Origin of the sequence: Clostridium sp. MD294 (assembly GCF_000364165.2) — a bacterium.
Taxonomy (GTDB): Bacteria; Bacillota; Clostridia; order Lachnospirales; family Anaerotignaceae; genus Coprocola.
In genome coordinates this window covers 1,436,866-1,449,106 of record NZ_CP097810.1, presented here as the reverse complement: position 1 = coordinate 1,449,106, position 12,241 = coordinate 1,436,866, and the positions used below count along the sequence as shown (strand labels likewise).

At 29.8% G+C, this 12,241-nt stretch carries 15 protein-coding genes and 1 riboswitch; of the genes, 4 read left to right on the top strand and 11 right to left on the bottom strand.

The window, feature by feature from the left end; genetic code table 11:
• Positions 1-186: 186 nt before the first annotated feature.
• The 4 genes from C820_RS07155 to C820_RS07140 all read right to left on the bottom strand — a co-directional run bounded on the left by C820_RS07155 (position 187) and on the right by C820_RS07140 (position 2,685).
• Positions 187-612, bottom strand: coding sequence for an NUDIX domain-containing protein (locus tag C820_RS07155; RefSeq protein WP_004038576.1), 426 nt, complete (start codon positions 610-612; stop codon positions 187-189).
• Positions 613-638: 26 nt separating this feature from the next.
• On the bottom strand, positions 639-1,517 hold the full coding sequence (gene hslO / locus C820_RS07150; RefSeq protein ID WP_004038577.1) for an Hsp33 family molecular chaperone HslO: 879 nt from the start codon (positions 1,515-1,517) through the stop codon (positions 639-641).
• Positions 1,518-1,530: 13 nt separating this feature from the next.
• Positions 1,531-2,304, bottom strand: a complete 774-nt coding sequence (locus tag C820_RS07145) for a class I SAM-dependent DNA methyltransferase (protein ID WP_004038579.1) — start codon at positions 2,302-2,304, stop codon at positions 1,531-1,533.
• Between the two features lie 177 nt (positions 2,305-2,481).
• Positions 2,482-2,685 carry an alpha/beta-type small acid-soluble spore protein gene (locus C820_RS07140; RefSeq protein ID WP_004038581.1) on the bottom strand — a complete coding sequence of 68 codons (204 nt, stop codon included), beginning with the start codon at positions 2,683-2,685 and terminating at the stop codon, positions 2,482-2,484.
• 130 nt (positions 2,686-2,815) lie between these two features.
• Positions 2,816-2,992: riboswitch (Lysine riboswitch) on the top strand.
• A 94-nt stretch (positions 2,993-3,086) separates the two neighbouring features.
• On the opposite strand from C820_RS07140, the gene C820_RS07135 reads away from it, so the two are divergent.
• The 3 genes from C820_RS07135 (at position 3,087) to dapB (ending at position 5,826) form a co-directional block, all read left to right on the top strand.
• A complete protein-coding gene (locus C820_RS07135; protein WP_004038583.1) occupies positions 3,087-4,082 on the top strand; it encodes an aspartate-semialdehyde dehydrogenase in 996 nt (331 codons plus the stop codon).
• A gap of 30 nt (positions 4,083-4,112) precedes the next feature.
• Positions 4,113-4,997 carry a 4-hydroxy-tetrahydrodipicolinate synthase gene (dapA, locus tag C820_RS07130; protein ID WP_004038585.1) on the top strand — a complete coding sequence of 295 codons (885 nt, stop codon included), beginning with the start codon at positions 4,113-4,115 and terminating at the stop codon, positions 4,995-4,997.
• Positions 4,998-5,070: 73 nt separating this feature from the next.
• Positions 5,071-5,826, top strand: coding sequence for a 4-hydroxy-tetrahydrodipicolinate reductase (gene dapB / locus C820_RS07125; protein ID WP_004038587.1), 756 nt, complete (start codon positions 5,071-5,073; stop codon positions 5,824-5,826).
• A gap of 33 nt (positions 5,827-5,859) precedes the next feature.
• Here the strand turns inward: dapB and C820_RS07120 are convergent, their stop codons facing one another.
• Positions 5,860-6,363 carry a hypothetical protein gene (locus C820_RS07120; protein WP_004038589.1) on the bottom strand — a complete coding sequence of 168 codons (504 nt, stop codon included), beginning with the start codon at positions 6,361-6,363 and terminating at the stop codon, positions 5,860-5,862.
• 235 nt (positions 6,364-6,598) lie between these two features.
• Here C820_RS07120 and C820_RS07115 point away from each other — a divergent pair, with 235 nt between their 5' ends.
• Positions 6,599-7,009: a BlaI/MecI/CopY family transcriptional regulator gene (locus C820_RS07115; RefSeq protein WP_004038591.1), complete on the top strand. Its 411-nt coding sequence runs from the start codon at positions 6,599-6,601 to the stop codon at positions 7,007-7,009.
• A 45-nt stretch (positions 7,010-7,054) separates the two neighbouring features.
• Here the strand turns inward: C820_RS07115 and C820_RS07110 are convergent, their stop codons facing one another.
• From C820_RS07110 to C820_RS07085, 6 genes are all read right to left on the bottom strand, one after another.
• Positions 7,055-7,858, bottom strand: coding sequence for a site-2 protease family protein (locus tag C820_RS07110; protein WP_004038598.1), 804 nt, complete (start codon positions 7,856-7,858; stop codon positions 7,055-7,057).
• Positions 7,855-8,355 carry a M23 family metallopeptidase gene (locus C820_RS07105; RefSeq protein WP_004038601.1) on the bottom strand — a complete coding sequence of 167 codons (501 nt, stop codon included), beginning with the start codon at positions 8,353-8,355 and terminating at the stop codon, positions 7,855-7,857. The genes C820_RS07110 and C820_RS07105 overlap by 4 nt, the downstream gene beginning before the upstream one ends.
• Complete coding sequence (locus C820_RS07100; RefSeq protein ID WP_004038603.1) at positions 8,339-8,797, bottom strand: hypothetical protein; 459 nt, start codon at positions 8,795-8,797, stop codon at positions 8,339-8,341. The genes C820_RS07105 and C820_RS07100 overlap by 17 nt, the downstream gene beginning before the upstream one ends.
• Before the next feature lie 141 nt (positions 8,798-8,938).
• Entirely contained in the window at positions 8,939-10,048 is a 1,110-nt protein-coding gene (locus C820_RS07095; protein ID WP_004038605.1) for a TolC family protein, read from the bottom strand.
• Positions 10,049-10,054: 6 nt separating this feature from the next.
• A complete protein-coding gene (locus tag C820_RS07090) occupies positions 10,055-11,560 on the bottom strand; it encodes a sensor histidine kinase (RefSeq protein ID WP_004038607.1) in 1,506 nt (501 codons plus the stop codon).
• Positions 11,544-12,233: a response regulator transcription factor gene (locus tag C820_RS07085; protein WP_004038608.1), complete on the bottom strand. Its 690-nt coding sequence runs from the start codon at positions 12,231-12,233 to the stop codon at positions 11,544-11,546. Before C820_RS07085 ends, C820_RS07090 begins: the two co-directional genes overlap by 17 nt.
• Between the last annotated feature and the right edge of the window lie 8 nt (positions 12,234-12,241).

Below are 12,241 nucleotides of genomic sequence, written 5' to 3'. Positions count from 1 at the left end.
TTTTGTATAAAAATAATCACTTTTTTATATTCTATACTTTTGTATAGTATAGTATAATCACAAATGTAATAAATTATATCTTTTTTCTGTATTCACTTTATATATACTATAAATTACTTTCATTATAGTAATTATAAAAAAGCAGATAACAAAAAATTATCTGCCAAATCTCACAATATCATAGTATTATTTTCTTTCTATTTCTGTAAGCACATTTACAAAGTCCCTTTTTAACCATTTTGGCAAATCCCATTGTTGTACTTGTTTCAATGTTAACCAAAAATAACTATCATGTTCTGCACTTAATACTACTTCTCCATACTCATAATCACAAACATATGTAAATATACAAAGATGTATATGCGGTTTTATAATATCAAACAACTTAAACGGTTTTTTAATTTTTACTGATAAGCTTGTTTCTTCTTTTATTTCTCTTAAAAGTCCCTCCTCAGAACGTTCAAAATAATGTATGCCTCCTCCAGGCAAATCCCATTTTTCTTTTCTATCTACATAACTACGTTTTACTTCTTCTTCAGAACGACGAAGAACAAGCACTTTATTTTCTCTTACAATAATTGCTTTTACTGCTACTACAAAATCCCTTTTCATAACCTCCTCCTTTTTATAATATCACTTTACTTTGCACTTTCTAAAAGTTTTATCAATTCCTGTTGTTCAAAATGATACTCTTTTGCACAAAAATGACAATGCAATGTTGCCTGTTTATCTTCTGTAATAATTTTTTCTAATTCTTGTTTACCTATACTAATCAACACTCTTTCAACTCTTTCTTTTGTACAATTACAATAAAAACTAGGCTGTATACTATCTGTTATTTTAGGTTCTAATCCTTCTAACAATATTTGCAATATTTCCTCTGGTGTTTTTCCCATATCATACAAATCTGTGATATATGGCATTTTTGATATATTTTTTTCTAATTGTGCAATTACTTCTTCTTCTGTATCTGGCATAAGCTGCACAATAAATCCTCCTGCCTGTTTTACAGAAGTATCTTTATCTATCAACACACCTAATCCCACTGCAGAAGGTGTTTGTTCTGACTGTGCAAAATAATATGTCAAATCTTCTGCAATTTCTCCTATCACAAGTTCTATTTCTCCAGAATAAGGCTCTTTCATGCCTATATCTTTTATCACTCTCAATACGCCATTACCAATAGCACCACTTACATTTAATTTTCCTTTATATTTATCTGCAATTTCTACATTTGGTTGAAAAACATATCCTTTTGCTCTTGCTTTACTATCCGCTGTCACTACAATGCCCTGTAATGCTCCATCGCCTTTTATTTGCAATGTAATAACATCTTTTTCTCCTTTTAATGTAGAACCCATTATTGCCCCTGCTGTCAACAATCTTCCTAATGCTGCTGTTGCAACAGGCGATGTATTATGCAATACTCTTGCTTGTTGTATCATATCTTTTGTATAGGCAACAAATGCTCTTACTGCACCATCTGCACCTATAGCTCTAATTAATTTATCTTCCATTATTTCATTCCTCCTATAATACATCACATTGCTCTTTTTTTTGTACTTCTTTTGCTACAAAATATACTCTTTGACTATCTGGCTTAGGTGGCTCAAATGTAAACGCATCGTATACTGCACACAGTTTTAAACCACTTTGTTCCAAAAGTTTTTTTACAGTAGCAATATCATATGCTTTTTCATAATGATATTCTTGTTTTCTTTCATAACTTCCATTTTTTTGTTTTATAAAAAAATTCATATAAAATTCATTTATTTTTTCTTGTTCATCATAATAGTTTTCCCATATGTATGCCGAATTTTGTTTTGTTTCTCCAAAAGAATTTTGTGCTAATATTTCTTTGAATTTATATTCTGTATTCATATCAAATATAAACAGCCCTTTAGGGTGCAGATAATTATTCACTAAACGAAATACTTTTAAAAGTTCCTGCTCCTCTAATATATAATTTAAACTGTCATACAGACTAATAATACAATTTACTGTGCCATATAATTCAAATTCTCTCATATCCTGCAAAATATACAATATGTCTAAATTTTCTATTTCTGCCTTTTTTTTTGCTTCTGACAACATATCCTCTGACACATCAATGCCTATCACATCATATCCCTGTTTTGCTAATATTTGTGTGATATTTCCTGTGCCACAGCCTAAATCTGCTATCAATTTTGGCTGGCAATTTTCTTTTTGCCAAATTTGATGCAAATAATTCACCCACATAGTATAGTCTGTTTCTTCCATAAATGTATCATATACTGACGCAAATCCTTCATATGCCTCCATATTTCTACTCCTTTATACATTGCCTTTTTAAATTTCATATGATATATATTATCACTTTATATAATTGAATTGCAATATATATTATTTTTAGAGCAGTATAGAAACAAATATTTTTAATAACGAGGGGAATTTTTCACAAATGAAAGTGCTTCCCCTCATACTTCTCACAGCACAACATCAATTTTTACATTGTTGTTTTTGGTCTTTTTGTTTTTCTCTTTTTCTCTTTCCCATAATCCCCCCTATTTTTCCACTTTCTTTACTACTTAATCCTTTCCAACCTACTTTTTTGACTTTTTCTAAAAGTCCTAACTCCCCTGCAATTTCATATTTCATTTCTATAGCCTGTTTTTGTTCTTCTGTTATTTTTTTATTATTCATATTTTCACTCCTTAAACTACTTTATATTCATTATTGTTTTCTTGTTTTTATTTTCTATACTGTAAATTTATTTTTTTGTCAAAAACATTTGACATAACATTCTTTTCATGCTAAAATGTTTAATAATTCCACATGAGGTAGAGGTGCATATTTCAATAGTACACAGACAAATGCTATAAGGAGCAAAAGAAGTTTGTGAAAAGGGAAATTTGCCGAAGAAAGAGCTAGCCTTATATTTCTCTTTCTGGTTGTGCAGTTAATAGCTGTACGACTGTCATCTTTTTAAAGATGGAGCGCTACAAATTATCAGTTTTACAAATGTATTGCTGATTTTTTCCGGCGTAAGTCGGCTTTTTTTTTACAAAAATACGTATTATTAATAATCAGGAGTGAATAACAATATGAAAAAAGTAAATTTAGCAGTAGTTGGTGCAACAGGCATGGTTGGCAGAACGTTTTTAAAAGTATTAGAAGAAAGACAACTTCCTATAGATAATTTTTATGTTATGGCTTCTAGTCGTTCCGCTGGTTCTACACTAACATTTAATGGAAAAGACTATATTGTAGAAGAATTAAATGAACATTCTTTTGATAAACCTATTGACATTGCTCTTTTTTCTGCTGGAGGCAGTATAAGTGCAAAATATGCTCCTATTGCAGCAGAACATGGTTGTATTGTAATAGACAACAGTTCTCAGTGGAGAATGGATCCTAATGTACCTTTGATTGTTCCAGAAGTAAATCCAGAAGACATTAGTTGGCACAAAAATATTATTGCTAATCCAAACTGCTCCACTATTCAAGCAATGGTAGCATTAAAACCTTTGGACGATAAATTTAAAATCAAACGTGTGGTATATTCTACATATCAAGCAGTATCTGGTGCAGGTGTTGCTGGCTGGAAAGACTTGGAAAATGGTTTAAAGGGAGAAGCTCCTCAAAAATTCCCTCACCCTATTGCAAACAACTGTTTACCTCATATTGATGTTTTCTTAGAAAATGGATATACCAAAGAAGAAGAAAAAATGATTAACGAAACCAGAAAAATATTACATCACCCTGACTTAAAAGTAACAGCAACTACAGTGCGTGTTCCTGTTTTTGATAGCCACAGTGAGTCTATTAACATTGAATTTGAAAATGCTTTTGATATGAAAGAAGTATTTGAAACATTAAAAAATGCACCTGGTATTATATTAGAAGATGACCCACAAAACAATGTATATCCTCTTGCTATCAATGCTGCTGGTCACGATGAAGTTTATATTGGAAGAATTCGTCGTGATGAAAGCGTTGATAATGGTATTAATATTTGGGTTGTTGCAGACAACATTAGAAAAGGTGCTGCAACAAATGCAGTTCAAATTGCTCAAGTAATTATTGAAAATATGCAATAAACTTTTTTAATTATTTTTGGAGGTGTTTTTATGTCTTTATTTACAGGTTCTGGTGTTGCCATTATAACACCTATGCAACAAGATGGTAGTGTAAACTTTCCCGTATTAAAAGAATTACTCGAATTTCAAATTGAAAATGGTACAGATGCTATTATCATTTGTGGTACTACTGGTGAAGCATCTACTATGACAGATGAAGAACAAATCGAAACTGTTCGCTTTACTGTTGAAACAGTAAATAAACGTATTCCTGTTATTGCAGGTGCAGGCAGTAACGACACCGCTCACGCTATTGAATTAGCAAAAGGCTGTGAAGCTGCTGGTGCAGATGGACTTCTTCTTGTAACACCATATTACAACAAAACAACTCAAAAAGGCTTAATTCAACATTATACAGCTATTGCAAACAGTGTAAATGTACCTATTATTCTTTACAATGTACCTAGTCGTACTGGTTTAAACATTGCACCACAAACTTGCTATGAACTTTCTAAAGTAAAAAATATTGTAGGTATCAAAGAAGCAAGTAGTAATTTTGGAAATATTACACAAATTGCGGCACTTTGTGGTACAGATTTTGATTTATATTCTGGAAATGATGACCAAAACATTCCTATTATGTCATTAGGCGGAAAAGGCATTATTTCTGTACTTGCTAACGTTGCTCCAAAAGATGCTCACGATATGGCAGCAAAATTCCTTGCTGGTGACACAAAAGGTGCAGCTGAATTACAATTAAAATCTATAGAACTCATTAATGCTTTATTCTGTGAAGTAAATCCTATACCAGTTAAAAAAGCACTCAATTTAATGGGCTTCAATGTAGGTTCTTGTAAAGCTCCTCTTTGCGAAATGGAAGAGGCAAATGTAGAAAGATTAAAAAATGCTATGAAAAATTATGGTTTAATTCAATAATTTTTAGCAGTAACAGTTTAAAGGTGCAGTTTTTACTGCACCTTTTTACAAAAAGAAAGGAGTTTCATATATTATGGTAAACATTATTATGCACGGTTGTGGCGGTCATATGGGGCAAGTAGTTGCTTCTGTAGTAGAAAAAGACCCCTCTTGTCAAATAGTTGCTGGTATAGACCCTAGACAAGTGCAATCAAATTTCAAAACATTTCAAAATATTTTTGACTGTGATGTTGCAGCAGATGTTATAATTGACTTTTCTACTGCTTCCGCTATTCCATCACTTTTAGAATTTGCTAAACAAAAACAAATACCTGCTGTAATATGTACAACAGGCATTTCTGAAGAAGTGTTAAAACAAATTGACCAAACAAGCAAATCTGTTGCGATATTAAAATCAGCTAATATGTCTGTTGGTGTCAATCTTTTAATCAACATTGTAGAAAAAGTTGCTCAAACATTATCAGAAGCTGGTTTTGACATTGAAATATTAGAAAAACACCACAATCAAAAAATTGATGCTCCAAGTGGTACAGCACTTGCTATTGCTGATGCTATCAAATCATCTCTTTCAGAACAACATCACTATATTTTTGACCGTTCTCAAAAAAGAGAAAAAAGAGAAAAAACAGAAATCGGTATTCATGCTGTAAGAGGTGGCACGATTGTAGGAGAACATGACATTATATTTGCTGGACGTGACGAAGTAATAGAATTCAACCACAAAGCAATGTCAAAAGATATTTTTGCAGTAGGTGCAGTAAAAGCAGCAAAATTTTTAGCTGGTCAAAAAGCTGGTTTATACACTATGAAAAATGTTATGGACGAGTAATAAAAAAACAGTAGGTTTTACCTACTGTCTTTTTTATTCTAACAAATTTTGTTTTCTTCTTTCTATAATACTAATTACTATTTTAACAATAGCCAAAAACGGTATACACCACTTATTTAGCAAATCAGTTAAGCTCATACTTCCCCTAAATGTTGCAGGATTGATTGCAATTTTACCATATTTATCTATTTCACACTCAAATTCTTCAAATCTATTTCTTATCAAAATTATTCTGTCATCTACATTCTCAAAGACATTACAATGATAGCGTAATGTAAAATATCCTCTTTCGAAATGATATAATTTTGTCGTATTATTTTTCATTTTTGCCAAAAGCATTACAGAGCCCTTTGTTATCTGTTTATCTTTTATTTCAACAATATTTTCATCTATATTTTTTTGTACATCTGAAGCAATTTTTGAATAGGGAATAGTATAATAATTCTTTGTAGTATAATATTCTAGCACACCATTTATCAAAGCAACAACAAATATTGTAATAAAAAAAGCATATATTTTTTCTTTGGCTATTGTCATATTATAATGTTCCCCCTTTAGTATGTCACTTGTCTACTGAATTCGTTATACTAATACTATATACTATTTTTTTTCAAAATGCAAGTTGTTTTTCCATTTTTTTCATAGTATTTTAAAATATACTATTTACTTCTAGTATACATTATGATATGATATTACTAACATAAAAATATACTCTTTCATAATTTTTGATTTTATAAAAAGTATTTTACAATAACTAAGAGGTGATAACAATATGTCAAATAAAAGCAAAAGTAAATATAATTTATCTGCTACAGAAATAGAAATTATGGAATATATCTGGAGTACAGATAAAAAACTAATTGCGGCAGAAATATTAAACTATTTTAACGAAAACAAATCAAAAAATTGGAAAAAGCAAACATTAAACACTTTTTTAGTAAAACTAATTGAAAAAGGTACATTACAATATGATGTATCCAAAAACAAAAAATATTACTATCCAACTCCTCAATCCCAAACAAAAACCGAACACATTAAACACTGGACACAAAATTTTATACAAAATACATTTGATGGTTCTTTATATCATTTTTTATATGCTTTTACAGGAGGCAGTACTTTAAGTAAAAATCATGCTGATGAATTAAAAAAATATTTAGAAGAAGAAAACAATATCTCATAATATTGTATACAAAAAACCCAACCTATTTTTAGTAGGTTGAGTTTTTTATTGCCAGACATATCCTTCTACTCCTTTTTTTAAAAGCAATTCCATAATTTCTTTTTGACTTTTCCATTCTATTTTTCCATTTACCATACAACAATAAAAAAAGTATTTATCAAAGTGCATTGCTGCAACCAGCTCTCCTAATTTTATATCTTTTTTTGTATAAATTTGCTGTACTTGTTTTATTGTAGCACTATCTGAAAGCAATGCCTGATAAGTTTGATATGTAATTTGTAAATATTCTCTTTGATTACTATAAACAATATAACAACCTATTAGCAATATAGAAATATTAAAAGGATACAATATCACTTGCAACGTGCCTATTATCATTAAAAAATATCCAAATCCTTTACTTATTTTTACCATAACACTTGCAGTTTTTAATATACCATACTTTCTACCCGCAATATGCAGCATGGCATTTCCTCCATCTAATGGCAAAAAAGGCATAATATTAAATATTGCCAAAATAACATTAAATACTGCCAATATTGTACTATGACATAACAAGCACACTATTGCCATAATAATACTTACTAAAGGCCCTGAAAAAAATACAATTTGTCTTTTCATAAAAGAAAGTTTTTCCAATCCCTTTATAATTGCCCTTTCTCCTATTGGTGTAAACCAAATTTGTTTTATTTTTGCTCCAAAACAATATGCTGTGATACAATGCCCCATTTCATGAAGTGTTACAAAAAAAAGCATAGCTAAAAACAGCATAATATTGCCCTGAAATAAATAAAACAACAACAACGGTAAAATCAAAATATGTATTTTAATTTTAAACTTTTTTTTCACGGTAAATTCACACCTCTCGCCAAATATTCTGCTTTGACATCTTCTGTATATTTTAAATTCACAAACTGCATAGGGTTAATAAGCATATCCCCTCTCCAAACACTATAATGAATATGAGGACCTGTAGACAAACCTGTATTTCCTGTCATTGCCACGATTTGGCCTTGTTTTATATTTTCTCCCTTTTTTACTAAAACATCATTTAAATGAGCATACATTACAGTATAGCCGTCTTCTGTTTGATATTTTAACACTTTTCCTAATGTTTCTGAATTTCTTACTTCTGTTACAACACCACTTTTTACTGCAACTGCTTGTGTATTTTCTGCTACAGCAATATCTAATCCATTGTGATATTCCATTTTTTGCAGTATAGGATTTTCTCTTTCTCCACAAGAAGAAGTAATAATGCCATTTACAGGTTCTATCCATTGCTCTGTTTGATATTGCTTTGTAATATCATTTTTTGTTACCAATTCTCTAGGGTATTTTTCCACTATTTTCGCTCAAATCTGGCTGAAATGTATTGGTATTACTTTTTTGTGTTGTTTGTTGTTGTGTTTGAGCATTATTTTGTGTCTGTTGTTGTATTTGCGTATTATCCTGTATCTGCATATTGTCCTGTATCTGTGTATTATCTTGTATCTGTGTTGTTTTTTGTTCAAATACAGTCATTGCTTTTTGTTTCCACTCTTGTATTGTTCCTAAAGGCATTTCATAGGCAATAGCTTCTTTTAAACTTTCTGTAATGGTTTTTGCTGTATTTGTATCAAAAAAAGAAAGCACAACCGCTGCTGCTACAAGCATCATAGTAACATAAATACGAAATAAAAAAAATTGTTTGTTTGCTGTTGGAGGATTTTTTTTTCTATTGATTGCCCTTCCCTGTTTTGCTTTTTGTATCAGTTCTCTCCTCATACGAATTTTTTCTTCTTCCATAGTTCGTCCTCCTTTCTTACAATAATATATGCTCAAAATAAATATATAGAACAAAAAAAGTGCCGAATAAATCGACACTTTATATTTATATTTATTTGTAATAAGTGAGAGTTTAAAATAAAATGATTAACACATTTCGTATTATAACAAATAAGAATTTTCAAATTGTTCTATCAAAAGCATATGTTCATACACTTGTGCTATTATTTCACTTTCTTTTTCTGCTATACTTTGTTCTGCTTTTAGCACATCTAATTCTGTATTTTGTTGTAACTCATATTTTTTTTGTGCAATGGTCAACTGTTGTTTTAATGTTTCCAATTCTAATAAATTATTTTGATAGCTTGTTTCTAATTTTACAATACTATCATAGCAATTTTCTATTTTTGTTTTCAAATTTGCTTTTTCATCAGATAGTGATAGTTCTGCTTTTGCCACACTATTATCTGCTTCTTCGTCTGCTGTTACAGTTTCTGGCACACTACTATGTGTAAATTTTGCCTCTGCTGTTACAGTTTCTAAACTAATTTGTTTTTGTTTAATATTAGGGTCTGTATTGATTTTACTTTTGATATAAGTTTCTAAAGATAACTCCATTTCTAAAGGCTCATATACTGGCTCTAATGTAATTTGATAATTTTTATCAATATCTACATCTATCAATTTCGCTAATGATTGATAGGCAGTTTGTACATTCATTTGCTGTTGTTGCACATTTTCTAGTGCTTTTTGATAATTTAACAATTGATTTTGCAATTCCTGTTCTGAAATCAATCCTAATTTTGATTTTGTTTTTGTAATAAGCAACTCTTTTTCTGTATTTTTAATACTTTTTTCTAATAATATAATTTCTCTTTCTTTATTTATAATATCAATATAAACTTGTTTTAATGAAAATTTTACATTTTCTTCTGTGACTTCTCTATTAAGTTTAGAAGAAGCATATTCTGCATTTTGTCTGATATACTGCAAAAGTTGCTGAAATGTATGGCCATTTGCAATATCATTTTGTTCATCTTCTAATTTTTGCTCACTGATATTCAAATCCATATTACTATTTTTTAATGTTGTACTACGTGTCAATGCTTTTTGTGTTGCCTCCTCTAATGTTAATACTACAGCATTTTGTTTTTCAGGTATTTCCAACACAGTTACAAAATCTAATGTATTTATTTGCTGTGCAAAAGCAGTTAGTGTATTTATTGTTAAAGCAAAAATCAATGTCATAGCAATATACTTTTTATGTATCATATTTTTTCATTCCTTTCCTTTTTCACATTTCTTTTTTTGCAAAGGAAAAGCATTATAAAATATAGTACCTTTTCCTAATTCACTTTTTACTGAAATTTTACCATCATTTCTTTCTGCTATCCATTTCGCTATAGAAAGTCCTAGACCTGTTCCAGGTATTTCTTTATTTCTGGATTTATCTGCTCTATAAAAACGGTCAAATATTCTTGTTACGTCTTCTTCTGCCATACCTACGCCATTATCCTCTACGTCTATACAGCCATAATCACCTTTTTTATAAATATGAAATATAATGGTATTATTTTGTTTTGTATATTTTAAAGCATTTTCACAATGTATCCACAACAGTTGCTTTATCATACTACTATCTGCATAAATTTCGACTATTTCTTTTTCTTCTATTACAACATTTCTTTTTTCTTCTGTTGTAATAGCAATCTCTTTTACAATCTCTTTTGCCAATTCATTTAAACTAAATGCTTCTTTTTGCACTGTAATTTTATTTTGTTCACTTTTTGCTAAAAAAAGTAATTTTTTAATAAGCTGACTCATATGTTCTGTTTCTGCTAATATAGATTGTATAGACTCCTCCAATACTGTAGGGTCACTTTTTCCCCAACGGTTAATTAAATTGGCATAGCCTTGTATTACTGAAATAGGTGTTCTTAATTCATGAGAAGCATCTGATATAAACTGATTTTGTTTTTGAAAAGAATTTTCCAGTCGTGAAATCATAGAATTAAATGTTTCTGCCAACTCTTTCATTTCATCTTCTGGCCCACTGGTATCTATTCTTTGGCTTAAATCTTCTATACTAATAAGCTCTGCTGTTTTTTGTATTTCCTCTACTGGTTTTAACATTCTTCTACTAATATATCTTCCTATCAAAAAAGATAAAAATATACCTAATATATCTATCAAAAGCAATCTTAATTCAAATGTATGAAAATAATAATTATCATTAGAAAGCATTTTAAATGCTTGCACTAAATAGTTATTTTCTCCAAATTTGATTTCTTTTTCTACTAATACAAATTCTTTACCATCTCTATCTGTAATAAAATACTCTTTACCTCCTACATGAAATCCTTTTGTAATACTTACTTTAAATCCTTTTTGTTCCCATTCCTTTGGCCGAGAATACTGTGGTTTTTCCCATTCTCCCATTTGTTGTGACGGTATTTGTCTTATAAAAAGAGGGGCTTCTCCTACAGAATTTTTATATACTTTATGATTTTTTATATCAATAACATTCACTTCTACATATTTATTTTTTAATATACTATCTAGTGACTGTTGCGATAAAGCACCATTTTTTTCAACATAATCATTTATATTTTGCACTATTTTTACAATTTCTTCTCTTGCATTGTTTTGTTCAATAACATTAACATTTAATAATACAAAAAAACTAATAATTAACAATGACAACGAAAATATTCCTCCATACATCATTGTTATTTTATGTGTTATAGTTAAACTAGAAAAAAAAGCTTTACTCCTCTTTGACATAGTATCCTACTCCTCGTATGGTGTGTATAAACTTTTCTCCAAATGCTTCATCTATTTTAGAACGCAAATAACGAATATACACATCAACAACATTCGTTTCTCCTATATAGCTATATCCCCACACTTGATTTAATATTTGTTCTCTTGTTAATACAATGTTTTTGTTTTGCACCAAATACAACAGTAAATCAAATTCTTTTTTTGTCAATTCTACTTCTACATCTTGTATTGTAACCATACGTTTCTCTACATTAATACAGAGGTGATTGACTACTAATATTTTATTTGACATATCATTTTGATTGTGATTACAATGTTTAAATGCCACTCTCATTCTTGCCAGTAGTTCCTCTATAGCAAAAGGTTTTGTCAAATAATCATCTGCTCCACTATCCAATCCTGCCACTTTATCCATTACTTCATCTTTTGCCGTAAGCATAATAATAGGAACAGAAGATGTTTTTCTTATTCTTCTGCAAATTTCAATGCCACTCAATCCTGGAAGCATTAAATCCAGCAATATCATATCATATTCGCCATTTGTAAATATCTCCAATCCTTCTCTGCCATCATGCACTACTGTAATATCGTAGCCTTCATATTTTAATTCTAATTCTACAAATCTTGCTAGTTTTACCTCATCTTCTATTAACAATATACGTTTCCCTTCCATATACTAAT

Excerpts from the sequence above, each read along its gene's own strand:
- C820_RS07155 (WP_004038576.1), bottom strand. The coding sequence starts at position 612 with ATGAAAAGGGATTTTGTAGTAGCAGTAAAAGCAATTATTGTAAGAGAA.
- hslO (WP_004038577.1), bottom strand. The coding sequence starts at position 1,517 with ATGGAAGATAAATTAATTAGAGCTATAGGTGCAGATGGTGCAGTAAGA.
- C820_RS07145 (WP_004038579.1), bottom strand. The coding sequence starts at position 2,304 with ATGGAGGCATATGAAGGATTTGCGTCAGTATATGATACATTTATGGAA.
- C820_RS07140 (WP_004038581.1), bottom strand. The coding sequence starts at position 2,685 with ATGAATAATAAAAAAATAACAGAAGAACAAAAACAGGCTATAGAAATG.
- C820_RS07135 (WP_004038583.1), top strand. The coding sequence starts at position 3,087 with ATGAAAAAAGTAAATTTAGCAGTAGTTGGTGCAACAGGCATGGTTGGC.
- dapA (WP_004038585.1), top strand. The coding sequence starts at position 4,113 with ATGTCTTTATTTACAGGTTCTGGTGTTGCCATTATAACACCTATGCAA.
- dapB (WP_004038587.1), top strand. The coding sequence starts at position 5,071 with ATGGTAAACATTATTATGCACGGTTGTGGCGGTCATATGGGGCAAGTA.
- C820_RS07120 (WP_004038589.1), bottom strand. The coding sequence starts at position 6,363 with ATGACAATAGCCAAAGAAAAAATATATGCTTTTTTTATTACAATATTT.
- C820_RS07115 (WP_004038591.1), top strand. The coding sequence starts at position 6,599 with ATGTCAAATAAAAGCAAAAGTAAATATAATTTATCTGCTACAGAAATA.
- C820_RS07100 (WP_004038603.1), bottom strand. The coding sequence starts at position 8,797 with ATGGAAGAAGAAAAAATTCGTATGAGGAGAGAACTGATACAAAAAGCA.
- C820_RS07095 (WP_004038605.1), bottom strand. The coding sequence starts at position 10,048 with ATGATACATAAAAAGTATATTGCTATGACATTGATTTTTGCTTTAACA.
- C820_RS07090 (WP_004038607.1), bottom strand. The coding sequence starts at position 11,560 with ATGTCAAAGAGGAGTAAAGCTTTTTTTTCTAGTTTAACTATAACACAT.
- C820_RS07085 (WP_004038608.1), bottom strand. The coding sequence starts at position 12,233 with ATGGAAGGGAAACGTATATTGTTAATAGAAGATGAGGTAAAACTAGCA.